The following is a 26,994-nucleotide window of genomic DNA, read 5'->3' as shown; positions in this document are numbered from 1 at the left end:
CGGCCAGTGGTTTGGCCGCCTTGCATCTAAAAATAAGGAGCTTCGCGGCTACCCCGCGGGTGTTAGCGCTTGCCTGCGCGGCCCGATACGGCGGTCGATGTGGCTGACACCGGATCGCTTGCTGGAAATGTATCCTCCAGCCCCTCTTCGAACCCGGCCTCTGGATCACGCTCTTGCTGCGACTGTTCGCGGTTGAGCGATACGACAGCGGGTGACTGGTCAGCCGACGCTTCAGGCGCTTCGCCGAGAACCGACGTGTTCCTGTCGGCGTTGATTTCCATTTCAGCTTCGCTCCAATGGCGGTCGTGGTCGCCATCGCGCCGACCTTCGCTCTCCCACTTCTCATAGGCCTTCTTGCGTATTTCGGATTCACGATCGACTTGCATGGTGCTTCTCCCGTTTTGGATATCGGGAAAACAAATTGCACTCTTATTGGTTCCTGCTCGCCTGCTGCAGCGTCTATCAAGATGGGGTGAAGCATTGAGAGGAAGGAACGAAGCCACGCCCCGCCCGTTGTCGTACCGAACAGTCACTGAATAATTATGGAGCACACCATGACCGACGAAAGAGCAACCACCGACCAGAACAATCATCTTGATATCAGGGAAGAAGACGTGGCTCGCTTCGAGACGCAGGGAGATCTCACGCAACATCAACAGGAAGTTGACCCAGATGAGCTGATTAGCCTGCGAGCGCGCAAACAAGCTGCACGCCAGCACGAGGACGCTTTCATCGTTGCAACTGACTTGGAAGACGATGACCAGCGTGATGCAGCGCCAGGTACTCGCGAGCAGCCATAAGCTCAATCGCCTTGAGAGGACTTGAAGGGAAGTTTGTTCTTACTCCGAACTCCTCTCGGTTGGCGATGAGCTTCCAAGAACCCACTGCAGGCTAAGGGCGTTATCGGCTGGGGAGTCCCATCACCGCCGGACCGAGACGATGGACTTCCTGCTGAAATTGGAGACCTGGACGCGACCAGACTGGTTGCCGCCGAGGATTTGAGCAGTAGCACCGCTCATGCTTTTTAAAATTCCTGCGTGGTAGCGCTTGCCGCTTCTGACGACAACGACATCTCCGGGCTTGGCAGCGCCGACCGGAACGGCATAACCGAAGGATTTCCAGGATTTGGCGAAACCTGATGATTTCGGAGGGGTTCGTCCAGATTGCTCCGCGACGACACTGAGGAAGTGACCGCACCATGGGGTTTTACGGGGGTTGACGCCCAAAATCGCTTTCAGCGTCTTATTGTTCTTGCCCTCATGGAGCCCGGCATACCGCTCGGCTTGGTTCAACATGCCCGCCGAGACGGGTGTTACGACTGCGGCGCAAAGCCCTACAGCCAAAAGAAACGCAGATACTCTCACACTTTTGCCCTTTAAAAGCACAGGACGTCCCGGCTCCAGCCCGCGCCGAAGTGTCCTTGCGCACATTCAAAGTAGGGCAGTCTTGGGAGCGATACTGCTCGCTCACTGCGACTGCTGTCGAGCCGTCTATGCTTCGAATTTAGCGAGAATTTGACGAGACATGGGCGTTTGTGGGTATGTTTGCCCGGAAATCGCCCATCGTGTTACCAAAACTGAGAAGCCTATTCCGGATTTTGCTCATTATTGAAAACGTCTTCTACTCCCCAACATTTGGGTTTTGTTCTCATCCCATTTTGTGATTAAAAGCCGCCCGGTCTCACTTCGGCGGCAACGAGCCGATGGCGTGAATTCATGAGCGGCATTAGTGTGCTTGCCATTGCCTCGCCGACGATCTCGGGAGCATGTGAAGCAGCATTCAGTCCACCGGCAATGCCGCCATAGTTGTTAGACGGCCTCCAGGGGAAACAGCCGTCTTTACCTTATAAACTTTTGAAAAAATTGGCTTCTGCGACTACAAGCGAGATGCAAGCAGTCGTATCTGTGTCCAAAGTAGCCTCTCGCTTGTTCCTGTAAATGCTGCCATTTAGCGTAAGGGCTCGGAGCGTTCGGAAGTTGTCATAGCCGAGAATAGGAGAGCTTGGGCTCACCTGTCACATCCCGCGGCGGTTGAAACCGGCAGAGGTCAACGTCATACCATACGATTGCATAAAACCCGATTGCGATCTGAGCAACTTATCAGTCGATTTCGCGCTACGGCGCCCTGCCCCATTTCAGTCTGATTCCCTCCAGCCGGCGCTGGCGTTAACGTTTCAGCAACCATTTTTGTCGCGATCAATTCGTGCTGGGAGAGAGTATTTTGAGGCAAAGATGTGTCGGCAACTCATGAGCCATCCTGAAGTCGTGAGGGATTTGGCACATCAAAAAGCCACCCGGCGGGGACGCGACGGGTGGCTGAAAAGGTCATCTTCGAGAAAAGATTAAGCGGAGCGCTTAAGATGCGAGTTTGGGCATCTCCACAAGACGATTTGCATCGCGGCTTGCCTCTACAAAGGCGGTGCGTGCAATTTCGCCAGACACGCTGCCCAGAAGCGAGGCCCTGCAAAGGCGCAATGCCTGCTCATACGCCTTGCCATGGCGGCTGGGCCATTCGTGTTGGAGAAAGTCAAAGGCTTCATAAGCGCCGTTGAAGGTGCGAGGCGCGCCGTTCTCCAGGGAGATCACGACAGGCGCATCCCATTTAACTTCATTCAGCATCATCGGTGGGTCTTCCATACTCAATTCACGTGCCTCCAACGCTACCTCCGCCATATGGTTCCACTGGTTTTCATTTAAAACCAACAAAATTTACCCTTTAAAAACCATAGGTACCGCACCACCGTATTATGCTCGTTGCAACGGAGCAAAACATCTCCGCAGACGTTAAAAGAGCAAAGCAGGAAACGCTCCATGACAAAGCAGGAAAGCCCTATAATCCTTTGGTTTCGCAAGGATTTGCGTCTGACCGACAACCGCGCTTTAGCGGCTGCTCGCGAGCATGGTGGAGGTGTGATACCCGTCTATATCCGTGAGGAAAACATCGGCACGAACGGGCCGCTGGGCGGCGCTCAGGAATGGTGGCTGCATCATTCGCTCAAGGCTCTAGTAGAGGAGTTGGAAAAGCTTGGAAGTCGCTTGATCCTTCGCAGCGGAACATCTGCCGACACCCTAAAGTCACTTATCGGAGACACCGGAGCGAGCGCGGTCTTCTGGAATCGACGATATGACCCCGATGGCATGGAGATCGATCGCCAACTCAAGAAGAAGCTTCGCGATGACGGGTACGAGGTTGAAAGCTTTCCAGGTCATCTTCTCCACGAACCGTCCAAGGTGACGACTAAGAGCGGTGGGCCCTACCGCGTTTATACGCCCTTCTGGCGCGCCATCGAAGGGGGAGACGAACCACCGGAGCCGATGGTCAAGCCGCGGAAGATACCGGCGCCCTCAGGCTGGCCGAAATCGGAAAAGTTGGAGGATTGGAAACTCCTGCCGACAAAGCCCGATTGGGCGAAAGACTTCGCGGAAGTTTGGGCGCCAGGCGAAGCGGGAGCAAAACAGCGGTTGGATGATTTCATCGATTCCGCGCTGAAGGGATACGAGAAGGGCCGCGACTTTCCGGCTCAGCCATCAACCTCGATGCTCTCGCCGCATCTGGCCCACGGAGAAATAACTCCAGCCCAGATCTGGCACGCCACTCGAGGCCTCTCGTCCCACATCGCCTCAAACGACATCAGCCGTTTCCGCAAGGAGATCGTCTGGCGAGAGTTCTGCTATCACCTCCTCTTTCACTTCCCCCAACTTGGCGAGAAGAACTGGAACGACAGTTTCGACGCATTCGACTGGAAAACGGATACAGCCAAATTCAACGCCTGGAAGAAGGGAATGACCGGCTATCCGATCGTAGATGCTGGCATGCGCCAATTGTGGAAGCATGGTGTCATGCACAATCGCGTGCGGATGATCACGGCTTCTTTCATGATCAAGCATCTCCTGATCGATTGGCGCAAAGGCGAGACGTGGTTTCGTGACACGCTGGTGGATGCAGACCCGGCATCCAATGCAGGCAACTGGCAATGGGTGGCTGGTTCAGGCGCCGATGCCTCGCCCTTCTTTCGGATTTTCAATCCAATCATCCAGGGGGAGAAGTTTGACCCAGATGGCGAGTACGTCAAAACTTTCGTACCCGAGCTTGAAAAACTCGACGCCAAGTTCATTCACAAACCCTTTGACGCGCCAAAGCAGGTGTTGGCAAAGGCCGGGATAGAACTCGGCAAGACTTACCCAGAGCCAATCGTCAATCACAATGAGGCGCGCCAGCGCGCACTTGCCGCCTATTCCGATATCAAGAAGAGTGAATAAGGGGGTAATGGCAAGATTTTGCGCTGGAACCCTCTTCGCCAGAAGATAATTTCTTGTCACAAGGTCGATAGATAACGACATAACGGCTTTGAATCGCTGACTGGACAGAAGGCCTGATCATGACCATCCACTCTTCCGTGCTGACCGCAATTGGCAACACCCCGCTCATCCGCCTCAAGGCAGCATCCGAAGCCACGGGCTGCGAAATTCTTGGCAAGGCTGAGTTCATGAATCCGGGCCAGTCTGTCAAGGACCGCGCCGCGCTCTTCATTATCCGCGATGCGGAACGCCGCGGCCTCTTGCGTCCTGGCGGCACTATCGTGGAGGGTACTGCTGGCAATACGGGCATTGGGCTGGCTCTGGTCGCGAACGCGCTTGGCTATAAGACGGTGATCGTCATTCCCGAGACGCAGAGCCAGGAAAAGAAGGACGCGCTGAAGCTCCTCGGCGCGCAGCTCGTCGAGGTCCCGGCAGCGCCCTACTCCAATCCCAACAACTATGTGAAGGTTTCCGGTCGTTTGGCAAAGCAGCTTGCCGAGACGGATCCCAACGGGGCTATCTGGGCAAACCAGTTCGACAACGTCGCCAATCGGCAGGCGCATATCGAAACGACAGCGCCTGAAATCTGGGATCAGACGGATGGCAAAGTGGATGGCTTCATCTGCGCCGTCGGCTCCGGTGGCACGTTGGCGGGCGTTGCGGACGGTCTTCGCGATTTCAATCCCGATATCAAGATCGGCCTTGCCGATCCAGAAGGTGCCGCTCTTTACGAATTCTACAAGAACGGCGTTCTGAAATCCCAAGGTTCGTCCATTACCGAGGGCATTGGCCAGGGACGCATCACGGCCAATCTCGAAGGCTTCACGCCGGACTTCGCTTATCAAATCCCCGACTCCGAAGCGCTGCCGATTATCTTCGAATTGATCACCAAGGACGGCCTATGCCTTGGGGGCTCGTCGGGCATCAACATTGCTGGCGCAATTCGGCTTGCCCGCGACCTCGGACCGGGGCATACAATCGTCACCATACTTTGTGACTACGGTAACCGTTACCAGTCCAAGCTCTTCAATCCTGACTTCCTGCGGTCAAAGGGCCTTCCCCTTCCCGCATGGCTGATTGAGAAGAAAGAGCTTTCGGTTCCGTACGAAACCGTCTGAGGTAAATGCAGCATGCCCGTGAATGCCCTGTTTCGTGATGATTTTTATCTTTCAACTTGCGAAGCGGTGGTTACGGCAGTGCATGATGATGGTGGCATAGAGCTGGATCAGACCTGCTTCTATGCCACATCCGGCGGCCAGCCCGGCGATACGGGTTTTCTCGAGCGCGCCGACGGCTCGAAGATCGAACTTGGTGTCACGCGACATGGCGACGACAAGAGCGTCATCATCCATGTTCCTCTGGAAGGCCAGCCAGCACCAGAGGTCGGCGAAAAGCTTACTCTCCATATCGACTGGCAGCGTCGCTACAAGCTGATGCGCATGCACACGGCATGTCATCTGCTGTCCGTTGTCTGCTCATGGCCGATCACTGGTGCGGCCGTTGGCGAGGACGAGTCGCGGGTCGATTTCGACATGTCCGAGACGATCGACAAGGATGCGATCACCGCCAAGCTGATGGAACTTGTCGCTGAGAACCACCCCATCTACCTTCAATGGATCACCGATGAGGAATTGGCGGCCAATCCCGGTATCGTCAAATCCAAGCATGTTCGCCCGCCGGTTGGCCTTGGCCGCGTCAGTCTTGTCTGCATCGGCGAAAACTCTTCGGTTGACAGCCAGCCCTGCGGCGGCACTCATGTATCGGAGACGCAGGAAGTTGGCGAAATTTACATCGCCAAGATCGAAAAGAAGGGCAAGGAAAACCGCCGTTTCCGCATTCGCTTCGGCAAACCCGCCGACGCCGCCTGATTTCTGGGAGAAACATCGTGAGCACCGATAAAAGCCGTTTCGTCGTTTCGGCGGACTGGGTCGAGCAGCAGCTTGGAACCCCAAATTTCCGTATTGTCGATGCCTCCTGGTATCTGCCGGCGCACAAGCGCGATGGGAAGCAGGAATATGCGAGCGGACATATTCCAGGCGCCGTGTTCTTCGATCAGGACGCAATTGCCGATCATGACACGGGGCTTCCCCATTCGCTGCCCTCCCCGGAATTTTTCGCCGAGGAGGTCGGTAAACTTGGAATCAGCGAATCCGACACGATCGTAGTCTATGATGGACCCGGCTTTTTCTCCGCGCCGCGTGTCTGGTGGATGCTGCGTGTTATGGGCGCCGAAAAGGTTTACGTTCTGGATGGTGGTCTCGACGGCTGGAAGGCCGCGGGCAAACCGCTTGAAGCGGAAGCCCCGCAGGTAGAGCCAGCAGAATTCAATGCCGAGTTCAAGGCAAGCCGCGTCACGTCGTTCTCCGATATGCGCGCCATTGTCGATACCGGTGAAAAGCAGGTGGCAGACGCCAGAGGTGCTGGCCGCTTCACCGGAGACGAGGCCGAGCCCCGCGCCGGTATGCGCTCTGGCCACATGCCGGGCGCTCGCAGCCTGCCAGCCACGGCCTTCTCAGAAAATGGCCATTTCAAGGACTTGCCGACCATCCGCAAAATGATTGAAGACGCCGGTATCGATATCTCCAAGCCTGTGGTCACAAGTTGCGGCTCGGGCGTAACCGCTGCCGTCTTGACCCTGGCGCTGGAATCGCTCGGCCACTCGGACAATTCGCTCTATGACGGCTCGTGGTCCGAATGGGGATCGAAGCAGGATACGCCTGTCGTCACGGGTCCCTCAGAGCCGGTACCCCCGACGCCCTATGGTCCTTTGAAAGCCCATGTCACGCAGCTGGAAATGACATCCGCGCCTAAGGTCAGCCTGCCGGTGCCGGTCAATATCCAGACCGCGATCATGCGCACCCACAATATCCCGTTGCATTTCTATCGCTATCTTTACTGGCGTGTCGGCAAGCGCTGGCACTGGCAAAAGCGCATGCGAATGAGCGATGCCGAGCTTTCTACCGTCTTGAACGACCCCAAGAACTGTGTGACCGTGCTTTATCTGAACGGTTCACCAGCCGGCTTTTTCGAGTTCAACAAGGGCGATGGAGAGGTCACTGAACTCTCCTATTTCGGTCTTATGGAAGAAGCGATCGGCGCCGGTGTCGGCAAATGGTTCCTGCTTCAGGCGCTCTATTCGATCTGGCAGGACAATCCGAAAAAGGTAAAGGTCTCCACCAACACGCTCGATCATCCCCGCGCATTGCAGCTTTATCAGATGATGGGCTTTTCGCCGGTCAGCACCTACGAGGCCTGGGTAGAGCCATTGACCGACAGCGAGTATCTGGAAATTTCACGTCGCAGCTGAAGGCCTTCATCGCTCCGCGCGGATCAAGCCCAGCGGAGCGTTACAGTTCCTGACCAAGATTGACGGCTGTCGGAATTTCCTTTGCCGGCGCATCGCCGCGATCGCCATTGCTTGCTAGAAGATGTGCGGCAATCAGTTCGCCGTGAAACCGGGCAAGCTCGTAGCAATAGGTGATTTCGCGGCGTTCTGCCGACCAGTAGGTATCCGGCCTCCCGCAGCTTCTGGCCGTCAGCTTCACCTCACCCTTAAGATCATAGGCACTAAAGCCGCGGGCAATCAGATCGAGAACCTTCGATTCCTTCACCATCGTTGCATAGATGTCGAGGAAGGGGTCGCGCGCAGGCTCGTATCGTATATCGAATTTCGTTGTTCCCGGCGTCTTTGCATGCGGCTTGAGCAGCTCAGTCCAGCGAGCAACTGTTTGCGGGTAAGCCGTTTCGCAGGCCTTCCACTCGTTTTTGGGCAGCCCCATCATCGTGGCCAGATCGCCATATCCAGCTTCATCCTTACCGACCATAAGGCAGGCCATCTGCTGATCACGCCCGACTTTTGGAACAAGCACCGTGTAGACAGGCGGATTGTGTTCTGGAAGCGTTTGCGCGCTCCGCGCCAGATACCAACTATCGGTGGCGTTGACGATTGCGGTATCCAACCATTCCTGGTTTGCCTCAAGCATGATCGTTGCCGCCAGCTCGTCCGCTGCATCCTTGCCTTCGCCCGGACTGGATAGGGCAAAATCCGAGATCAGCATCTTTGACGCTTCGTGATAGAGGCCGAAAACGGCATTACCGATGACGAAATTCACGGTCTGCTGCAATTGCTCGTCGGACAAATCGTCCAGCGCCGGCGCAACCTGCGCCTGTGCCACAGGCATGACGGAACATAGAAGAACAACCGAAAGAACGGTTCGAAACCTGCGCAGCATTGACGTCAACTTTCCAGAACGAGACGCAGCATAGATCGCTAAACAGAACGGCCCACGCAATGGGTTGGTTTCGCTTACCGACAAGAAACGGGTGGATAGCAGACCGTTTGGCGATCATAGCGGCAAAGAAGCAACTGATAGATCACCGTCAAGGAGCAGCCATGACCGCCATCTTCTTTCGCGCCATTCCTCCAGCCCATGCGCACGCCATCCGCAGTGGCGCGCCCGATTCGAACGGTCAGCCACCGGAACGGATAATCGCTATGGACAACTTTCCCTGTCGTGCTTGCCTTGGCCAGATACAGCGTGGTGAGCCGATGCTACTTCTCTCTTACCGTCCGTTTCGTCACCTACAGCCTTACGCCGAGACAGGACCGATCTTCATTCATGCCGAGCCCTGCGCTCCCCTTGAGGCGGCTCAAGTGCTGCCCACCATGCTCGACAGCACCGACTACATCGTCCGGGGCTATGATGCAGGCGATCGCATTGTCTATGGCACTGGCGCCGTGACGCCGACTGCCAAGATCGTCGTGCGTTCACAGGAACTGCTTGAAAGTCCAGACATTGCCTATGTGCATGTTCGCTCGGCGCGAAACAACTGCTTCCAGTGCCGCATCGACAGGGCGTGACGTCAAAAACGACGTCGTAGCATTGAATATTAATTTTTTCTTATGCGGCCTGCTGAGCGGGCCGTGTCACACACCTGTCATTTTGCTGATAGACTCCTCTGCAATTCGTTCTACCTTGTCCCGCGTCGAGACAGGTCAATCGTATTTCACATCAGGAGTTTCCATGTCTTCCCTTATCGGCCTTCACCCCATTACCCGCCGTTCCCTTCTCAGCGGTATTGCGGCGTCTTCGGCGCTTGTCATGCTGCATCCCTTCGCGGCGCGCGCTCAGGGCAATCAGGCGCATCTTCGCATCATGGAAACCACCGACATTCACGTCCACGTTTTTCCTTACGATTACTATGCCGACAAGCCGAACGACACGCTGGGCCTTGCCCGTACCGCATCGCTGATCGACGCCGTGCGTGCAGAGGCTGGCAACTCCATGCTGGTCGACAATGGCGACTTCCTCCAAGGCAATCCGCTTGGCGATTACATTGCCTATGAGCGCGGCATGAAGGCAGGCGACAAACATCCGGTCATCAATGCCATGAATGTGCTTGGTTACGATTGCGGCACACTCGGCAACCACGAGTTCAACTATGGGCTCGATTTCATGTTCAACACACTGGGTGGCGCAAACTTCCCTTATGTCTGCGCCAACCTGACTAAGGGTCAACTCGCATCAGACCCAAAGCAGGACGACCTTTTCTTCAAACCCTATGTGATTTTGGAAAAGCAGATCCGTGACGGCTCCGGCGCAACAAGCCCCATCAAGGTCGGCATCATCGGCTTTGTGCCGCCGCAGATCATGATGTGGGATGCCAAGAACCTGGAAGGCAAAGCGCAGACGCGCGACATCGTGGACGCTGCCAAAGCCTGGGTGCCGGTCATGAAGGAACAGGGCGCGGATATTGTGATAGCACTCTCCCACTCCGGCATCGACGGCAAGGGCCAGAGCGAACGCATGGAAAATGCTTCGCTTTATCTCGCTGGCGTCCAAGGCATCGACGCGGTATTTACCGGTCACCAGCATCTGGTTTTCCCTGGCCCCAAGACGTGGGATGGAATCGATGGTGCCGATCCGGTTAAGGGCACATTGATGGGCAAGCCTGCCGTAATGGCTGGTTTCTGGGGATCGCATATGGGCCTCATCGATCTGCTGCTGGAAAAGGACGGCAAGAGCTGGAAGATCGTCGACTTCACCTCAGAAGCCCGACCGATCTATCACCGCGATGACAACCGCAAGATCGTTGCGGATGTAAAGGACAAGCCGGAGGTCATCGAAGCGGTCAAGAAGGACCATGATGGAGCGCTTGCCTATGTGCGCCGTCCCGTCGGCAAGAGCTCTGCGCCGCTCTACTCCTATTTTGCGCTAGTGGCCGATGATCCGTCGGTCCAGATCGTCTCTAATGCTCAGACTTGGTACATCAAGGACATGCTGAAGGACGGGCAGTACAAGGATCTGCCGGTGCTTTCTGCGGCAGCACCGTTCAAGTCGGGCGGTCGTGGCGGTGCTGACTATTATACGGATGTTCCTGCCGGTGACATTGCGATCAAGAACGTCGCCGACCTCTATCTCTATCCAAACACAGTGCAGGCCGTGCTCATCAACGGCGCGCAGGTGAAAGACTGGCTGGAGATGTCGGCCGGCATGTTCAACACGGTCAAGGCAGGATCCAAGGATGCGCCGCTGCTGAACAATGATTTCCCATCCTATAATTTCGACATCATCGATGGGGTCACCTATCAGATCGATGTCTCGAAACCTGCCAAGTTCGACAAGGATGGCAAGGCAGCCAACCCGGACAGCAGCCGCATCGTCAATCTTCAGTTCCAGGGCAAACCGATCGATCCGGAGCAGAAGTTCGTTGTCGCCACCAACAATTATCGTGCCAGCGGTGGCGGCAAGTTCCCGGCCATCGGTAGCGACAAGATCATATTCGTCGCGCCCGATACCAACCGCGATGTGATCGTGCGCTACATTATGGATCAGGGCACGATCAATCCATCTGCTGACGATAACTGGTCGTTTGCACCAGTCTCCGACACCACCGCCATTTTCGAAACCGGCCCGAAAGGCCGCCAATACGCCAAGGATGTGAAGGGCGCGAAAATCGAGGAAGTGGGCGACGGCGCCGAAGGCTTCGCAAAGTTCCGCCTGATGTTGGGATAATGGCCGTGGCGGCGGCTTCAAGCCGCCGCTATCATACACCGCGGTAGATAACCCTCGTGAGCCGATGGTCAGAGAGATGTCATTCCGCAGCGTCTTTGAGCGTTACGGGACGCACGGCATTCAAAAAGCTCTTATTGTCCGGGCATTTCGATAGTCGTTGCTGAAAACTGTCGATCAGCCATTGGCTCGCCGGACCAGCAGGCGTGTCGGCTCTGCGCAGCGAATAAAGTGGATACTCGCCGAGTTCGTAGGCATCGAGATTAAGTACCTTGAGACTACCGTTCATGATGTCGCCTCGAACGAGCGATGCTGGCAATCCGCCCCAACCGAGACCACCTTTGATCAACTGATACTTGGTTGCGATGTCACTGACGCGCCATGTCTTATACGAGAGAACATTGAAATCGCGACCCTTGGTGAGGCCGGACATATCCATCACCACCATCTGCACCTCTTCGCGTACATCGGCGAGTGTCACCGGGCGGTTCAGTCTCGCCAAGGGGTGATCGCTTGCAGCGACCGGCACCATGAAAGAATGCCCAATTTTTTCGATGACGAGGCCGTCATCCTGCTGGGAGATCGCGCCACCAATGCCGATCAGTGCCTTGCGGCTCCTGACCATATCCATCACCATGCCGAGTTCGCCCACATTGAGCGTCAGCGACACGGTTGGAAATTCGCGTCTGAATTCACGCAGAACCTCCACCACCGCTTCTGCCGGGACGATCGTGCTGAGCACGAGTGGAACCTCAGCCTCCAGGCCCTGCTTCAAACCTTTTGCGCGCGAGCGCATCTCTTGCAGACCGGCTACTATCCTGCGCGCATCTTCCAGCATGGCGCGACCTTCATCCGTCAGCCTGGACTGGCGACCGCTGCGCTCGAACAGACTGACCTCAAGCTGCGCCTCAAGATTGGCGATGGTGTAGCTGACGACCGATTGGGCACGGTTGAGAAGACGCGAAGCAGCTGAAAAACTGCCGCTCTCGGCAACGGTCAAGAAGACCTGCAACTGGTCGAGCGTCGGATTCGCGTCCATGTCCCATCCATTTTTTCGATAGCTTCATTTCAGATTATCACAGTTTTCTTGATGGTAAAACTGGCCGATACATCATCCAACCGAGCGGGTCTGTCCCGCTGCTATCTTCCCAAGACTGACAATGAGGCACTCAAATGTCGAAGATTCTTCTCGTCACCTCCAGCCCACGCGGCGACGAATCGCTTTCCAACAAGTTCGCGTCCGAGCTTGCTTCCAAGATCCAGGCACAGTCGAATGGCTCGATCACCCATCTCGATCTCGGCCAGAACCCAATCCCGCATCTCGATTCAGTCACGACTTCTGCGATCCGCAAGCAAGCCGATCAGCGCACGCCGGAAGAGGCTTCCGCCGCAGACTATTCCGACAAGCGCGTCGCTGAACTGATGGACGCCGACACCGTCATCATCGGAACGGGCCTCATCAATTTCTCGATCTATTCCGGCCTGAAATCCTGGATCGACAATATCGCTCGAGCAGGCATGACCTTCAAATACACCGAATCCGGCCCCATCGGCCTGGCGACCGGAAAGAAAGTCTACATCATTCTGTCCGCTGCTGGCGTGTACTCCGAAGGTCCCGCTGCTTCTCTTGAGCATGCGGTGCCTTACCTCAAGACCGTACTCGGCTTCATGGGCATGACCAACGTGGAAGTCATCCGCATCGAAGGCTTGGCGTTCGGTCCGGAAGCTGCTGAAAAGGCAATTGCTGCCGCAAATGCCAAGGTCGAGGAAATTGCGAAGGCCGCATGAAAAAAGCGGCCAGTCCGGCCGCTTCGGTTCAAAAATGCCGACGGTCGCGCTTGTCGCGGCCGTTATTTTTTGTCGGCAAACAGATGCGGCCCGCTCTGGTCGATAATAAGCTTGGCTTTTCTCACGGTGCATTCGACCGCGTCATCCATGCTGGTAAACACATCTGCGCGAACGAATTCGTGAACAAGCACCTCATCGCCGACCGTCTTTTCGATACGGCCTGCCAAGCGGTACTGCGCACCTTCCTTCATCGGCGTGGCATAGATGGTGTATTCGCCGTGCTGATGCGGTTCCGACGTTTCCGCCTTCTTCGGTGTATCCGACTGCGCAGCGCCGAAGCCGCCAAAGAGTTTCGAGAAGAACGAGGCCATGCTTTACCCTTCCTGTTATCTTTTTGCAGCGTGCTCGCCGCCGTCCTGCTTCTTAAAGCGTAAGATCAGATGATGAGGTTCGCGAGGATATCGTTTTCGGTAATATCTTCGTAACCGAGCCCTGCCGCTTCGAAACGCTCGAACAGGCCGGTAAAATTTTCACGCGAGGTCGTCTCGATGCCGATCAGGATCGAACCGAAGTTGCGAGCCGACTTCTTCAGATATTCGAAGCGGGCGACATCATCGTCAGGACCAAGCAGATTAAGAAAGTCGCGAAGCGCGCCAGGGCGCTGTGGTAGGCGCAAGATGAAATACTTTTTCACCCCGGTGAAGCGCATGGCGCGCTCCTTCACGTCCGGCAGACGCTCGAAATCGAAGTTGCCACCGGAAACCACACAGATGACTCGCTTGCCTTCCAGCCTTTCACGCCCGAGTTTCTCAAGCGTTGCAATTGACAGCGCGCCGGCAGGTTCCAGCACCACGCCTTCAAGATTGAGCATATCGATAATCGTCACGCACAATGCGTTTTCCGGAACCAGTTCGACTTGCTCGGCGGAAAAATTCTTGAGCGCTTGAAAATTGAGGTCGCCGATGCGAGCCACTGCGGCGCCATCGACGAAATTGTCGACCTTGTTCAACGTGACTGACTCTCCGGCCTCGAGGCTCTTTTTCAGGCTCGGCGCGCCCTCTGGCTCGCAGAAGACAAAGTTTTCTTTCGCCACCGTTCCAGCGAAGTATCCCGTGAGACCGGCCGCGAGGCCGCCGCCACCGACCGGCATGACCACGAGATCCGGCCTAGCACCGTCAGGCAACTGGTCCATGATCTCCGCAGCAACCGTTGCCTGGCCTTCGATAATGTCCTGATGGTCGAAGGGCGGCACCATATAGGCACCGTTTTCTTCGACATACGCACGCGCAGCCGCGTAGCACTGGTCGAAGATGTCGCCTACCAGTTTGATGGAAATGAATTCCGCACCGAAAATGCGGGTCTTATCGATCTTCTGCTGCGGCGCTGTGACTGGCATGAAAACCACGCCCTTCACGCCGAAATGGCGGCAGGCAAAAGCGAAGCCCTGAGCATGGTTGCCAGCGGATGCACAGACGAAAATATTGTCCTTGCCGGCGGTTGAGACAGCCTTGCGAAGAAAGTTGAATGCGCCTCTAATCTTGTAGGAACGAACAGGCGTGAGGTCTTCACGCTTCAGCCAAATCTCGGCTCCATACCGGCGGCTGAGATGTTCATTCAACTGCAACGGCGTTTCGGGAAAGATTTCCCGAACTTCGCGCCGTGCGGCTTCTACAAGCAGTTTGTCCACGATTTTCAATCCATTGAAATTCACGATGGCACCCGCTATGCCATAGGAACAGGCTCGACACAAAGACTCTTTGCGCCACTTCGGTACGCGTTACTCGATCAAGGTTTGATTTTTTTGAACGCCAATCTCCTGCGCGCAGTCGTCTATATTACGTCGATCTTCGGCCTTTACATGGCCACGTCAATGTTCGTACCAGCCATGACGGACCTCTATTACGGCAACAATGACTGGATCGTTTTCGCCGCTTCCGGTTTCATGTGCGGGGGATTTGCACTGGCCTGCGCGCTCGCAACCCGTGGACCGATGCCGACCTTCAACAAGCGCTTCGGCTTTCTGCTGGTGAACGTGTTGTGGCTGGCGTTTTCGCTCATCGGCGCCGTGCCTCTCTACCTGTCCGAACTCGATCTTTCCTTCGCTCAGGCGCTGTTTGAGTCGATATCTGCGATCACCACCACCGGCTCCACAGTGATTTCCGGTCTCGACCATGCGCCGCAAGGGCTTTTGATATGGCGTTCGCTTCTATGCTGGCTCGGAGGCATCGGCATCGTGGCGCTGGGTCTGTTCGTTCTGCCGCTATTGCGGGTCGGCGGGATGACGTTCTTCAGAATGGAATCCTCCGATACGGCGAGCGACAGGCCATTTGCGCGTCTCGCCAGTTTCACCCGCGCTTTCGTCGGTATTTACGTCCTGATGACGATTGCCTGCGCCATCGCCTTCGATTTCGCCGGGATGACGCATTTCGATGCAGTGAACCACGCCATGTCGGCGATCGCGACAGGAGGCTTCTCCACCCATGACGCCTCGTTCGGTTATTTCGGGGATAATGTCGCGCTGTTGTGGATCGCAACTTTCTTTCTGATTCTCGGCAGCCTGCCCTTCTCGGTCATGATCCTGCTCGCCGTGCGCCGACGCATGGATATTCTCTACGATCCTCAAATCCGGGTGTTCATAGGCTATCTCTGCGCCATCTCGCTCGCAGTCGGCATCTATCACCACATCAACAATGGCGTAGCGCTTCATATTGCACTCAGCCATTCCTTCTTCAACATGACCTCGATTCTTTCGACTGGCGGCTTTGCCAGCGACGACTACACCCTTTGGGGACCGTTCGTCGTGGTGGCGGCATTCTTCGCCACTTTCATGGGCGGCTGCTCCGGCTCGACGGCTGGCGGCATCAAGGCCTACCGTTTTGTCATCGTCTATAATGTGGTGAAAACCGGCTTGCGGAAGCTGATCTATCCCGATGCCGTCTATCCTGTGCGTTACGGCGCGCAGGTCGTCGATGCCGAAACCATTCGCAACGTCTTCTTGTTCATCAGTTGCTTCATTGCTCTGTGGATCGGCGGCAGCCTGTTGATGAGCGCCATGGGCTACGACTTTCTCACTGCGGCATCCGGTGTTGCCACATCGCTTGCCAATGTTGGTCCCGGCGTCGGCCCGATCATCGGGCCTGCGGGCAATTTCTCCACCATCAGCGATCCAGCGCTCTATCTGCTGTCGATTATGATGCTGCTCGGCCGTTTGGAAATCCTGACCGTGCTCGTGCTGCTGATGCCACTATTCTGGAGAGGTTAACGATTTGGTACGGGCGGCGGGACTCGAACCCGCACGCTTTCGCTCCGGATTTTAAGTCCGGTATGTCTACCATTCCATCACGCCCGCATGCATTTCCCATCTACACAGCGTGACCGCTTCCGGTCAACTGCAAGAGTTTCTTAGAACGTATTACCCACACCAGGATGGACTTGCGGAACCAGCACGGCGTGCAAGCCCCTCTCGGATCAACTGATCGGCAAAAGAAACTCCTGACCTGGACAGGGCTTTTACTTCTGCGCCCTGCCCTCCGGCTGCAATCTGGAAGCCGCCGGAGTTCAGCATGTCGCGCAGACGCACCTTGGCGGTGAAGCCGCGCGCACGTTCTTCCATGCAGCGCGCCTGATCCGTTTGCGGGACCTCGATGCCAGCAAGCTTCATCCTTACTCCCTTCATCCAGAAGGTGTTGCCGTCCATCACGCAATTGTTCAGGCCGGAGCGCCCACAAAAGGCAAATGTGCCGGGCTTGGCGCCGAGCGAAACATTTTCCACCTGTGGCCTTTGCGATGGCAAAGTCGCTGGCGGCAGTTGACCAGTGCTCAGCGCAGATCCTGCAGAAGCGATAGAGCGTGGCGGAATAGGCGCGCCGGTCGTTGGCAGGCCGACTGTCTGGGAGGGCTTTAGAGCTGCGACCTGCTTGGGCACACTCGTTTCGCGCATCGCGGGTGCTGACGGCTTGGACGCGGATGCAACAACTCCCCTTATCTTTGGTAACAGAGTGTCGCGGTGCTCATAGACCTGAATGCCGCCTATTGCGACACCAAACAGGATCAACCAGGACCAGACGCTGCCACCCTTGGACTTGGACGACGCACGGCGGCTTGAAGGCTTTCTCTTGCTCACAGTACAACTCCTTTTCAGGCGGGCATTATCCGCTGAAGGAGTTTCCGAAAGGTTGGCATTTGATATAAATTCGACGGGCGCTGGCGAAGCGCCGCGTTATCCACAGCTCTTCCACCGACCGAAACGTGAGATGTTTTTCGAGCTCACCCGTCGGTTAACGCACTTGGTCGAGCAGGCGTTTGCATTCCAGAAGGTCGAACAACGCCTCCTGCAGCAGGGCACGATCGTCTTTGCTGATACTGGATTTGCCGATGGAAATTTCCGGTGTATCGTCGGAACTTCCTCCGCCGAAACCAAAGAAACGACCGCTGGGCCTGGCCTTTGGGCGTCCGACAACTTCATCGTCGTCCGATGGCGCCACACGCGGTTCGGCAGTCTGCTTTTCACCGCTTGCAGCCATGATGGCTTCCATCGTCGCCATGTCGCCCGAAGCGATGGCCGCAACGAAACGGTTGCCGTTGGTTTTGAGGAGCTTCTGAACGCCCTTGATCGTATAACCATGATCGTAGAGCAGATGGCGGATGCCTTTGAGCAAATCGACATCGTCCGGACGATAATAACGGCGTCCGCCCCCACGCTTCATCGGCTTGATCTGGGGAAAGCGGGTTTCCCAGAAACGCAGCACATGCTGCGGGAGATCGAGCTCGTCCGCAACTTCGCTGATCGTTCTAAAGGCGTCCGGACTCTTATCCACGCTTAACTCCCACCCGGCGAAATGACAGGTTTGCAAAATACACGACAAGGTACGATGCGAATCGTCTTTATTTCAACGGCTTGAAGGTTGAAATTCAAGTGTGTTCACAGGAAGAAGAGGAGTGAGGTATCGAAATGGAGCTATTGCTACCGAAAGAAGCCGCTTCAGGAGCCGGGCTTCGGGGTCTTCTGCTTTGCCTTGCGTGACGCATGGGCTTTGAGGATGCGTTGTTTCAGAACGTTCGAGGCCTTGAAGGTCATTACGCGGCGCGGCGAGATCGGAACTTCTTCACCGGTCTTGGGGTTGCGACCGATACGCTCGTTTTTTTCACGAATTTGGAAGGTTGCAAAGGAGGAAAGCTTTACAACTTCACCACGGGTGATGGCGTTGCAGATTTCGTCGATGACGGTTTCGACCAGCTCGGCGGATTCGGTTCGGGACAAACCCACTTTGCGGAACACAGACTCGGCCAAATCCGCACGTGTCACAGTTTTACCGGCCATTTTTCCCCGCGCTTATCTCTGTTGTGTTCTGGAAACTGCCCGAGACTATTGCCGTTGATGGCAACGGTCAAGAAATGTTTCCAGAATCGTTTAGGGATTTACGGCAATGATGGCAAGGGGTTACGTGAGTACCGTAACCTACAGTTTACCAGCGCAGAAGCACTGCGCCCCAGGTGAAGCCACCGCCCATTGCTTCCAACATGACTAGATCGCCCTGCTTGATACGTCCGTCTGCCGCAGCGGTTGCGAGAGCGAGCGGAATGGAGGCAGCAGATGTGTTTCCGTGTAGATCGACCGTAACGACGACCTTCTCCAAGGGAATGCCGAGCTTCTTCGCGGAGCCGTCAATAATGCGGCGGTTCGCCTGGTGTGGAACGAGCCAGTCCAGATCATCCGCGGTCGTGCCGGTTGCCTCGAACGCTGCCTCGATCACGTCGGTGATCATGCCGACAGCATGCTTGAAGACTTCGCGACCTTCCATGCGCAGATGACCGACCGTCCCTGTCGTCGATGGCCCGCCATCGACATAGAGCTTTTCCTTATGCGAACCGTCCGAGCGCAGATTGGAGGTCAGCACGCCACGGTCAGACGTCTTGCCCTCACCCTCACCCGCTTCCAGGATGACAGCGCCAGCACCATCGCCGAAAAGAACGCAAGTGGTGCGATCCTTCCAGTCGAGAATTCGCGAGAAGGTTTCCGCGCCGATGACCAACACGCGCTTTGCCATGCCGCCACGAATGTAGAGGTCGGCCGTCGCCATCGCATAAACGAAACCAGAGCAAACGGCCTGAACGTCGAAAGCAAAACCGCCCGTGATACCGAGACGGTTCTGGATGTTCACCGCAGTTGCCGGAAAAGTGTTATCGGGCGTAGATGTTGCAACGATGATGAGATCGATATCTTCCGGCTTCAGACCGCCATTTTCCAGGGCTGCGCGGGCCGCGGCCTCACCCAGCGATGCAGAGGTCTCACCTTCGCCGGCGATGTAGCGCTGTTTGATGCCGGTGCGCTGAACGATCCATTCGTCCGAGGTTTCGACGATGCCCTCGATTTCCTGGTTGGTCACAACCCTCTTCGGGAGCGCCGCTCCGAAGCCACGTACAATAGAGCGGATCATTGATTATTCCTCATCGACCACGAGAGCTTCAGGCGCGGGAGGCGGAAGTCTTCTTGCGTGGTAAGCTTTCAAATCATTTTCGATCTTGGCGGTCAGACCGTTATGCACCATGTCGTAACCGACATCGATGGCAGAGGCGAAACCAAGCGCGTCCGTGCTGCCATGGCTCTTGATGACGATGCCATTCAATCCCAGGAAAACGCCGCCGTTGACCTTACGCGGATCCATCTTTTCACGCAGCACATCGAATGCGCTTTTAGCGAGAAGATAGCCGATCTTGGCAAAGAAACTGCGGGAAATCGCTTCGCGCAGCAAAGTGGTGATTTGGCGTGCCGTGCCTTCCGCAGCCTTCAGTGCGATATTGCCGGTAAAGCCTTCAGTGACGACCACGTCCACCGTGCCCTTGCCGATATCGTCACCTTCGACGAAGCCGCGATAATCGATGGTGGCGAGGTCCGCCTCACGGATAAGGCGACCGGCTTCCCGGACTTCTTCCTGGCCCTTCACCTCTTCGACACCGACATTGAGCAGACCGACAGTCGGGCGATCTACATCAAACAGCGCCCGTGCCATTGCGCCACCCATAAGGGCGAAGTCGAGAAGCTGCTGCGAATCTGCGCCGATCGTCGCACCGATATCGAGAACGATGCTTTCGCCACGCAATGTCGGCCAGATGCCTGCAATCGCCGGGCGCTCGATGCGCGCCATGGTGCGCAAACAGAACTTGGCCATGGCCATAAGCGCGCCGGTGTTCCCAGCAGACACGGCCACATCCGCCTCGCCCACCTTCACCGCTTCGATGGCACGCCACATGCTCGACACGTAACGGCCCCGGCGCAGCGCCTGGCTCGGCTTTTCATCCATCCCTACGGAGACTTCACAGTCGAAGAATTCCGATTTTGCGAGAAGCTGGGGATGTTGCGCCAGAATATGATCGCACTTGTCCTTCTGCCCATAAAGCAGAAATGTCACGTCGTTGTGCCGCTCAAGCGCCTTTGCGACACCGGGTATGACAACATCAGGGCCGTGGTCCCCGCCCATGACGTCAATTGCTATTCTGATCACTCGTCCCTGATCCTTCTGACCGCATGGCGGTATTTTTCGGGCGAAAATACCGTTTCCGCCCACGCTTACAACTGAATTGTTCTCTTCTTACGAAGGCGTTCAGTCTTTTTTCCAATCTTTCAACACTGCAAAGGGCGATGGTTTTTTATCATCCATTGGGGTCTTGTCGCCAAATCCATCAAAATCGACCCCAGCCTTTCGCGGATAGGGATCGATAGCAAGGGCGGCAAACTCGGCGACCACAACTCCTACATCGATCGTGTCACCGACAAACTGATCGGGAATATCCGGCCCGTCGGGATCAAGCACGATCTCGCCATCTTCATTCGTCGTCAGTCGCGCGAGCTTCGAGCCTTCCGGTACGAAAATCTGCTCTACCTTTTCATCGATCACGCTGGAGACAGGTTCCAGCGTTACCACGCAAGCCTGAGTCACTCCGGCCTGCACCTGACCTTTAATCCTGATGCCGTCCCTCTTCCAACGCGTTACCTGCAATTCACTCCTAAGATAATCGACGGACAGAACATCCCAGAATTTAGCAAGCGCAGCCAGTTCTTCCGGGCTCGCCTCCAGACCAATCCTGACCGGATTGGCAGAAATATGGCCTACCTTGACGACATAGGAAAAGGGCGCGTCATCATTTGCCGCATGGGGCGATTTCATTGAAAACCTCAAAAATCCGGTGACGGCAGCGTGGCGCTTCCCGTCACGACCGCATCTTCCGACTGCGAAGACAGCGTTTCAGACGCCATCATCATCCATTTCGAGAGAGCGCGCATGTCTGGCGCGGTCTCGTCTGCCTGCGGATATATATTGCGACGCAGCGCTGCCGCAAGAGCATCGGCATCCGCGCCATCGATTGCGGCCGCGTAGGATTCCAGTCGACCATAGAACATGCCTGCAAATTTCTTCATCCGTTTCGGCACGCCTTGGTCGCCGATGCCGAGTTCGCGCATGGAGTGATCGAGGTCCTGAAAGAAGGCGTCGACGATTTCCTGAGCGATCTCCTGTCCGCTGATGGATGCGTCCTTGGTGCGATGGAAATACAGAATCATGACGATTGCCAGCATCTCGAAGCGCCCCATCACCGTGTCGGGCACATCCATGTGGAGATAAAAACCTGGCTGACGCGCGGCTTGCGTCAATATCGCATATTGACGGTCAACGATGGCGCGATTGTTGTTTTTCTTCTTGAAAATCCCAAAAACCATCGAAAAATCCGAATATCGATCGACGAAATCGCGTCCCGCCCATCGCACTTGTTGCATGATCGTGAAAGCTGGTTTACCGAAGCATCCGAGAATTGCAATGCCGGGTCAGTCACGTTCATCATCGTGCTGAAACAGTAACGGAGAAGCGCCAGCAAACGGCAGCCGTCTCCGAAACATGTTGCATTCCATGGTGAAACGGGGAATTCCTGTCCCCGGATTGACATAATCGTGTGTACAGAAGCGGTACGACACGCAATGCCGGAAGGTGCCATTCATGATCGCAGTCGGGGAAACGCAGGTGAGCAAGCAGAAGTCGGGCGGAAAAACCAAATTTCTGAGCAAAACCGCCATCGCCGTCGTCATTGCTTCGAGCCTGCTTGCGGCCTGCTCCAGCACGACGGACGTTTTCCACAATGGCTATGTGCTGGACGAGCAGTCGCTGCAATTGATACCTGTCGGCTCCAGCCGTGAGCAGGTGCTGCTGACCATGGGAACGCCATCGACCACGGCAACCTTTGGCAATGAGGTTTTCTATTACATCTCGCAGAAGCGCGTTCGCAAAGCCGCCTTCATGAAGCCGCAGCTGGTTGAGCAGAACATCCTGGCCATCTATTTCGACAAGAATGGCGTCGTGACACAGAAGGCGAACTACACGCTTCAGGACGGCAAGGTATTCGACACGATTTCTCGTACCACGCCGACAGGCGGCAAGGACCTTACGTTCCTTCAGCAGCTGCTCTCCGGTGGTCCTGCGGGTGCCGGCATCGCCAAGAGCATTCTGGGCGGCAACAACAACAGCTACTGAGCAAGGCGCTCGGCCCAATTCGGAAACCGGGTATCTTTGCGATGCCCGGTTTTTTTGTGTTTGAAGAGCTAGCATTTGCGCGCAAACAAAAACGGGGCCGTTACCAGCCCCGTTTTTTTTCAATCTTGCTCTGTGTCTTTAGCCCACTCATCGCGCTTTTGCGAAAATCGAATCCGATTTTCGAGCCGATGGTGTCGCCGACAGATCAGCCAACGATTTCGGTTTCAGCGAACCAGTAGGCGATTTCCTGAGCAGCAGTTTCCGGGGCATCGGAGCCGTGAACCGAGTTCTCGCCGATGGAGAGAGCAAAGGTCTTGCGGATGGTGCCTTCGGCAGCCTGGGCAGGGTTGGTTGCACCCATGATTTCGCGGTTCTTGAGGATGGCGTTTTCGCCTTCCAGAACCTGAACGATGGTCGGGCCGGAGGTCATGCCCTCAACCAGTTCGCCGAAGAAAGGACGTTCCTTGTGAACGGCGTAGAAGCCTTCTGCTTCGCGCTTGCTCATCCAGACGCGCTTGGATGCGATAACGCGCAGGCCGTTTTCTTCAAAAACCTTGGTGATGGCGCCAGTGAGATTACGCTTGGTTGCGTCCGGCTTGATCATCGAGAATGTGCGTTCAATCGCCATTATTGCGGTTCCTTGTCATAGAAAGAAAGTGGGCGGTGTTTACCCGCCCAAACGCCCGAAAACAAGGGGGCTTTCCGTAATTGGCAGAAGCTGCGTGACATTTCACGCCGCTGTCACACTGCGCCCCTTCGCGCCATGCAGATCGAGGCAGCGCTCGAACCAGTCTCGAACAGGATCCTTGGCAGCAAAGAGATCGACGCCGCTGGCGACCCTCGACCACTGAAGCGCTCCGAAGACGATATAGTCGGCGAAGAGCGGGCTTTCGCCACCGAGAAACGGCTGACGGCTGAGCATCTTGCGGATGGGCTCCAAACGAGCGGGAAAAGCGGCAATCTCCGCATTACGTTCAGCAATGACGTCTTCCAGTGCAGCACCGAGCGCCTTCGTTCGGCTTTCGCGGAAATAAGCTTGGTCCTGATCATCCAGCATGTCATGAATATCAAGAAGCGCGATCCGGACGATGGCCGGATGGAGCTGCGTCTGCGACCAGCTTTCGACAAAGCGTGAGAGCGCCTTGCCGCCCTCCCCGTTAAACAGCGACGGCTGATCCGGATAGGCCTCATCGAGATAGACCGCGATGTCGAAGCTGTCCTTTACCAGCCTGTCGCCATCACGCAAAACCGGCACCGTTTTCGAAAAGCCGTTTTCGATGCCGGGGATCGCGGTGAAAGCAAGCGGGCGCTCTTCGAAATCCAGCCCTTTATGCGCCAGCGACAGAACGGTTTTCCAGCAATGGGGCGAGAACGGACGGCTGATGTCACGGCCGCAGAGCGTGTAAAGCGTAATCGACATGGTCACTCCTGTTTTTCTGACCCCATTGAACAGGCTGATGCGGCGAAAATCAAACCACCAGTCTTCATATCTGCCATCACAGGGTTTGAAGTGAGACGACCGGCGGTGAGACGGAGTTAGAAACGATAGAGAAACAGCTTCGTGTGACGGGCGTCATGCACTTCCAGAACATCAAGCGGAGTGACGCCGGGAATCTCGAAGCTATTGGAGACAAGCAACGTTCCTTTACGCATCTCAGCCTTGGCCTTTTCGTAAAGGCCGGGCATCGGCACCGGCGACAGGAAGCAATAGACCAGATCATATTGAGACAGATCGGCATCCCAGAGGCTTTTATAGCGGATCGCCGCATTGGGGCGACGGTTCATCGCGACCAGAAGCTTGGAGATCAACGTCAGAAGCGGCGCCGTCTCATAGCCATCGACCCGGACACCCGGGTGAGCCTTTGCCAGATAGATGACGATACCCCCCGTACCGCTTCCGAGATCGGCACAGGATTTCGCATTTTCCCGGGATACCAGACCGCTAATCGCGTTCCAGGTCTGCCGGTTTGTCATATAAAACGGCACCTGCTCCTTGGCACCGTTCCAGAAGACCAGCACGCAGGCGATGAAAGCCAGACCATAAGCCCAGGCCGGCACAACTTCATTATAGACGACCGCGAAGGGAAGCAGGATTTGCACCGGCACCCAGAACCACCAGAGTCCAAGAAGACGACCGATAAGCGCTGAGAACACACCGTGTATCAGCAGGATTTCGAAAATACCGAGTGGCAGCCGCCAGCCCATACGCTGAACGATCACGAAGCCGCCGAGCACGATCGCCTGGGAGAGAACGAGCCTGGAGAGGTTCAATATCGGCTGGAGAATACGGCTCATGGGCGGGTTCTTTTTGACGGCATCACACCCCCTACCCTGTAGAAGCTCACGATGGCGCGGGGCTTGCCGCTTCTCCATCTTGCAAGCTCCCGTAAACTCGGCCAAAAGGCTGGCATGATTACGATTACCGACCTTTCAGCCCGTATCGCAGGCCGCCTGCTTCTCGACAATGCCAGCGTCTCGCTGCCTGACGGCGTTAAAGCGGGTCTTGTGGGGCGCAATGGCGCGGGAAAATCGACACTGTTTCGCGTCATCACTGGCGATCTGGCATCGGAAAGCGGCAGCGTCACCATTCCCAAGCATGCGCGCATCGGTCAGGTGGCGCAGGAAGCGCCAGGCACCGAAGATTCGCTGATCTCTATCGTGCTTGCCGCCGACAAAGAACGGGCGGCCCTGTTGCAGGAAGCGGAAACGGCGACCGACCCGAACCGGATCGCTGACATCCAGATGCGGCTCGTCGATATCGATGCGCATTCGGCGGAAGCGCGCGCCTCAGCCATTCTCGCAGGTCTCGGTTTTGATCAGGATGCGCAGTTGCGCCCCGCCTCTTCATTTTCCGGTGGCTGGCGCATGCGCGTAGCGCTTGCCTCGGTGCTCTTCGCCGAACCCGATCTTCTGCTGCTCGACGAACCGACCAACTATCTCGACCTTGAAGGCACGCTCTGGCTGGAAGACTATATCCGCCGCTATCCCCACACCGTCATCATCATCAGCCACGACCGCGATCTTTTGAACAATGCCGTCAATTCGATCATCCATCTGGATCAGAAGAAGCTGACCTTCTATCGCGGCGGCTATGATTCCTTCGAGCGGCAGAAGGCGGAAGCCGACGAGCTGCAGATGAAGGCGAAGGTGAAGAGCGATGCGGCGCGCAAGCACTTGCAGAGCTACATCGACCGCTTCCGCTACAAGGCCTCCAAAGCCAAGCAGGCGCAAAGCCGTATCAAAGCGTTGGAACGCATGGGTACTGTTGCTGCCGTCATAGAAGATCATGTCCAGCCGATCACCTTCCCCGAGCCGGAAAAGCAACCCGCCTCACCGATCGTCGCCATCCAGAGCGGGGTCGTCGGCTATGAGCCGGGCAAGCCGATCCTTAAAGGCTTGAATCTGCGCATCGACAACGACGATCGGATCGCGCTGCTAGGCTCCAACGGTAACGGTAAATCCACTTTTGCCAAATTCATTTCTGGACGTCTTCCCGCGCAAGCGGGGGATTTGCGTTTGGCCCCAGGTCTGAAGATCGGCTTCTTCGCTCAACATCAATTAGATGATCTGATGCCGAATGAAACGCCGGTCGAGCATGTGCGCAAGTTGATGCCGCAGGCGGCGGAAGCACAGGTGCGTTCACGCGTGGCACAGATGGGACTTGCGACGGAAAAAATGTCAACCGCTGCCAAGGATTTGTCAGGCGGCGAGAAAGCCCGTCTGCTGATGGGGCTCGCCGCGTTTCATGCGCCGAACCTCCTTATCCTCGACGAACCGACCAACCATCTTGACATCGACAGCCGCCGCGCACTGATCGAGGCGCTGAACGATTATAATGGCGCCGTGATCCTGATCTCGCATGACAGACACCTGATAGAGGCAACCGTCGACCGCCTATGGCTAGTGAACAATGGTACGGTCACGAGCTTCGAAGGCGATATGGAAGAGTATCGGGACATCGTCATCGCGTCTGGCAAGAAGAAGGACGAGAAGGTCGAGGTCGCTGGGGACCAGGCATCCAAGGCCGATCAGCGCAAAGCCAACGCCGAAAAGCGCGCGCAACTTGCGCCGCTGAAGAAAAAGATCAACGAAATCGAATCCTTGACGGCGAAGCTTGAGAAACAGATTCAGGCTCTGGACACGGAGCTTGCCGATCCGACGCTGTATGAAAAGGCGCCGGCCAAGGCAGCAGAAAAGGTCAAGCAGCGCGGAGAAGCGGCCGCCAAACTTTCTGCAGCGGAAGAACAATGGCTGCTCTTGTCCAGTGAATATGAAGACGCGATGGGTGGATAAATGAAACGTTACTTCGCCAGCGGGAAAGTAACGCACCGTTAACCATAATGAGAGAAAGCTCGGCAGCAACGTCATCCCTGATTT

At 56.2% G+C, this 26,994-nt stretch carries 28 protein-coding genes and 1 tRNA gene; 11 read left to right on the top strand and 18 right to left on the bottom strand.

The genetic code is table 11. The annotated features are described in order from the left end of the window. Positions 1–62 precede the first annotated feature (62 nt). Positions 63–386, bottom strand: a complete 324-nt coding sequence (locus QZ862_RS16465; protein WP_296022200.1) for a DUF2934 domain-containing protein — start codon at positions 384–386, stop codon at positions 63–65. 168 nt (positions 387–554) lie between these two features. Between QZ862_RS16465 and QZ862_RS16460 the strand changes: the two genes are divergently transcribed. Beyond that, complete coding sequence (locus tag QZ862_RS16460; RefSeq protein WP_296100988.1) at positions 555–800, top strand: hypothetical protein; 246 nt, start codon at positions 555–557, stop codon at positions 798–800. Positions 801–920: 120 nt separating this feature from the next. Here QZ862_RS16460 and QZ862_RS16455 read toward each other — a convergent pair whose 3' ends face one another. Beyond that, a complete protein-coding gene (locus tag QZ862_RS16455) occupies positions 921–1,295 on the bottom strand; it encodes a TIGR02594 family protein (protein ID WP_296022256.1) in 375 nt (124 codons plus the stop codon). A 1,059-nt stretch (positions 1,296–2,354) separates the two neighbouring features. Beyond that, complete coding sequence (locus QZ862_RS16450) at positions 2,355–2,621, bottom strand: DUF982 domain-containing protein (RefSeq protein ID WP_296022258.1); 267 nt, start codon at positions 2,619–2,621, stop codon at positions 2,355–2,357. Positions 2,622–2,810: 189 nt separating this feature from the next. Here QZ862_RS16450 and QZ862_RS16445 point away from each other — a divergent pair, with 189 nt between their 5' ends. The 4 genes from QZ862_RS16445 to sseA all read left to right on the top strand — a co-directional run bounded on the left by QZ862_RS16445 (position 2,811) and on the right by sseA (position 7,605). Then, complete coding sequence (locus QZ862_RS16445; protein WP_296100986.1) at positions 2,811–4,259, top strand: deoxyribodipyrimidine photo-lyase; 1,449 nt, start codon at positions 2,811–2,813, stop codon at positions 4,257–4,259. A 119-nt stretch (positions 4,260–4,378) separates the two neighbouring features. Continuing rightward, entirely contained in the window at positions 4,379–5,416 is a 1,038-nt protein-coding gene (locus QZ862_RS16440; RefSeq protein ID WP_296022207.1) for a cysteine synthase A, read from the top strand. Between the two features lie 12 nt (positions 5,417–5,428). Further along, the gene (locus QZ862_RS16435) at positions 5,429–6,166 is read left to right on the top strand and encodes an alanyl-tRNA editing protein (RefSeq protein ID WP_296100985.1); all 738 of its coding nucleotides are present in this window, start codon (positions 5,429–5,431) and stop codon (positions 6,164–6,166) included. Positions 6,167–6,183: 17 nt separating this feature from the next. Next, positions 6,184–7,605 (top strand): 3-mercaptopyruvate sulfurtransferase, encoded by a 1,422-nt coding sequence (gene sseA / locus QZ862_RS16430; protein ID WP_296022212.1) that lies wholly within the window; start codon positions 6,184–6,186, stop codon positions 7,603–7,605. 40 nt (positions 7,606–7,645) lie between these two features. On the opposite strand, the gene QZ862_RS16425 is transcribed toward sseA, so the two are convergent. Then, positions 7,646–8,530, bottom strand: coding sequence for a DUF4344 domain-containing metallopeptidase (locus QZ862_RS16425; RefSeq protein ID WP_296100984.1), 885 nt, complete (start codon positions 8,528–8,530; stop codon positions 7,646–7,648). 161 nt (positions 8,531–8,691) lie between these two features. Here QZ862_RS16425 and QZ862_RS16420 point away from each other — a divergent pair, with 161 nt between their 5' ends. Together QZ862_RS16420 and QZ862_RS16415 are read left to right on the top strand one after the other, a co-directional pair. Continuing rightward, entirely contained in the window at positions 8,692–9,159 is a 468-nt protein-coding gene (locus QZ862_RS16420) for a DUF1203 domain-containing protein (protein WP_296073796.1), read from the top strand. A 163-nt stretch (positions 9,160–9,322) separates the two neighbouring features. Further along, positions 9,323–11,314 (top strand): bifunctional 2',3'-cyclic-nucleotide 2'-phosphodiesterase/3'-nucleotidase, encoded by a 1,992-nt coding sequence (locus QZ862_RS16415; RefSeq protein ID WP_296100983.1) that lies wholly within the window; start codon positions 9,323–9,325, stop codon positions 11,312–11,314. 79 nt (positions 11,315–11,393) lie between these two features. On the opposite strand, the gene QZ862_RS16410 is transcribed toward QZ862_RS16415, so the two are convergent. Next, complete coding sequence (locus tag QZ862_RS16410) at positions 11,394–12,350, bottom strand: LysR family transcriptional regulator (protein ID WP_296100982.1); 957 nt, start codon at positions 12,348–12,350, stop codon at positions 11,394–11,396. Positions 12,351–12,484: 134 nt separating this feature from the next. On the opposite strand from QZ862_RS16410, the gene QZ862_RS16405 reads away from it, so the two are divergent. After that, on the top strand, positions 12,485–13,099 hold the full coding sequence (locus QZ862_RS16405) for an FMN-dependent NADH-azoreductase (RefSeq protein WP_296100980.1): 615 nt from the start codon (positions 12,485–12,487) through the stop codon (positions 13,097–13,099). Positions 13,100–13,161: 62 nt separating this feature from the next. On the opposite strand, the gene QZ862_RS16400 is transcribed toward QZ862_RS16405, so the two are convergent. Both QZ862_RS16400 and ilvA read right to left on the bottom strand, forming a co-directional pair. Next, positions 13,162–13,470: an HlyU family transcriptional regulator gene (locus QZ862_RS16400; RefSeq protein WP_296100979.1), complete on the bottom strand. Its 309-nt coding sequence runs from the start codon at positions 13,468–13,470 to the stop codon at positions 13,162–13,164. 65 nt (positions 13,471–13,535) lie between these two features. Further along, positions 13,536–14,786 carry a threonine ammonia-lyase gene (gene ilvA / locus QZ862_RS16395; protein ID WP_296081472.1) on the bottom strand — a complete coding sequence of 417 codons (1,251 nt, stop codon included), beginning with the start codon at positions 14,784–14,786 and terminating at the stop codon, positions 13,536–13,538. Positions 14,787–14,900: 114 nt separating this feature from the next. Here ilvA and QZ862_RS16390 point away from each other — a divergent pair, with 114 nt between their 5' ends. After that, positions 14,901–16,361, top strand: coding sequence for a TrkH family potassium uptake protein (locus QZ862_RS16390; protein WP_296100978.1), 1,461 nt, complete (start codon positions 14,901–14,903; stop codon positions 16,359–16,361). A 5-nt stretch (positions 16,362–16,366) separates the two neighbouring features. On the opposite strand, the gene QZ862_RS16385 is transcribed toward QZ862_RS16390, so the two are convergent. From QZ862_RS16385 to QZ862_RS16350, 8 genes are all read right to left on the bottom strand, one after another. Beyond that, positions 16,367–16,448 (bottom strand) — tRNA-Leu (locus tag QZ862_RS16385). A gap of 63 nt (positions 16,449–16,511) precedes the next feature. Then, positions 16,512–17,222, bottom strand: coding sequence for a nuclease (locus QZ862_RS16380; RefSeq protein ID WP_296100977.1), 711 nt, complete (start codon positions 17,220–17,222; stop codon positions 16,512–16,514). Between the two features lie 154 nt (positions 17,223–17,376). Continuing rightward, positions 17,377–17,916, bottom strand: a complete 540-nt coding sequence (locus tag QZ862_RS16375) for a MerR family transcriptional regulator (protein ID WP_296073786.1) — start codon at positions 17,914–17,916, stop codon at positions 17,377–17,379. A 164-nt stretch (positions 17,917–18,080) separates the two neighbouring features. Then, a complete protein-coding gene (locus QZ862_RS16370) occupies positions 18,081–18,419 on the bottom strand; it encodes an integration host factor subunit alpha (protein WP_296022238.1) in 339 nt (112 codons plus the stop codon). Positions 18,420–18,564: 145 nt separating this feature from the next. Further along, a complete protein-coding gene (locus QZ862_RS16365; protein WP_296022240.1) occupies positions 18,565–19,536 on the bottom strand; it encodes a beta-ketoacyl-ACP synthase III in 972 nt (323 codons plus the stop codon). 3 nt (positions 19,537–19,539) lie between these two features. Beyond that, the gene (plsX, locus tag QZ862_RS16360) at positions 19,540–20,601 is read right to left on the bottom strand and encodes a phosphate acyltransferase PlsX (protein ID WP_296022243.1); all 1,062 of its coding nucleotides are present in this window, start codon (positions 20,599–20,601) and stop codon (positions 19,540–19,542) included. Positions 20,602–20,700: 99 nt separating this feature from the next. Next, positions 20,701–21,264, bottom strand: a complete 564-nt coding sequence (locus QZ862_RS16355; RefSeq protein ID WP_296100975.1) for a DUF177 domain-containing protein — start codon at positions 21,262–21,264, stop codon at positions 20,701–20,703. 8 nt (positions 21,265–21,272) lie between these two features. Next, the gene (locus tag QZ862_RS16350) at positions 21,273–21,812 is read right to left on the bottom strand and encodes a ubiquinol-cytochrome C chaperone family protein (protein WP_296100974.1); all 540 of its coding nucleotides are present in this window, start codon (positions 21,810–21,812) and stop codon (positions 21,273–21,275) included. A 274-nt stretch (positions 21,813–22,086) separates the two neighbouring features. On the opposite strand from QZ862_RS16350, the gene QZ862_RS16345 reads away from it, so the two are divergent. Then, the gene (locus QZ862_RS16345; RefSeq protein WP_296022251.1) at positions 22,087–22,617 is read left to right on the top strand and encodes an outer membrane protein assembly factor BamE; all 531 of its coding nucleotides are present in this window, start codon (positions 22,087–22,089) and stop codon (positions 22,615–22,617) included. A 205-nt stretch (positions 22,618–22,822) separates the two neighbouring features. Here the strand turns inward: QZ862_RS16345 and ndk are convergent, their stop codons facing one another. The 3 genes from ndk to QZ862_RS16330 all read right to left on the bottom strand — a co-directional run bounded on the left by ndk (position 22,823) and on the right by QZ862_RS16330 (position 24,912). Next, positions 22,823–23,245 carry a nucleoside-diphosphate kinase gene (gene ndk, locus QZ862_RS16340; protein ID WP_062425595.1) on the bottom strand — a complete coding sequence of 141 codons (423 nt, stop codon included), beginning with the start codon at positions 23,243–23,245 and terminating at the stop codon, positions 22,823–22,825. 102 nt (positions 23,246–23,347) lie between these two features. Then, entirely contained in the window at positions 23,348–24,037 is a 690-nt protein-coding gene (locus QZ862_RS16335; protein WP_296100973.1) for a glutathione S-transferase family protein, read from the bottom strand. Positions 24,038–24,153: 116 nt separating this feature from the next. Next, entirely contained in the window at positions 24,154–24,912 is a 759-nt protein-coding gene (locus tag QZ862_RS16330) for a class I SAM-dependent methyltransferase (RefSeq protein ID WP_296100971.1), read from the bottom strand. 114 nt (positions 24,913–25,026) lie between these two features. On the opposite strand from QZ862_RS16330, the gene QZ862_RS16325 reads away from it, so the two are divergent. Further along, positions 25,027–26,910 carry an ABC-F family ATP-binding cassette domain-containing protein gene (locus tag QZ862_RS16325; protein WP_296101038.1) on the top strand — a complete coding sequence of 628 codons (1,884 nt, stop codon included), beginning with the start codon at positions 25,027–25,029 and terminating at the stop codon, positions 26,908–26,910. Positions 26,911–26,994: the final 84 nt, after the last annotated feature.

The organism is uncultured Agrobacterium sp. (assembly GCA_913777615.1).
GTDB lineage: Bacteria > Pseudomonadota > Alphaproteobacteria > Rhizobiales > Rhizobiaceae > Agrobacterium.
This window is presented reverse-complemented; position numbering and strand designations above follow the sequence as displayed.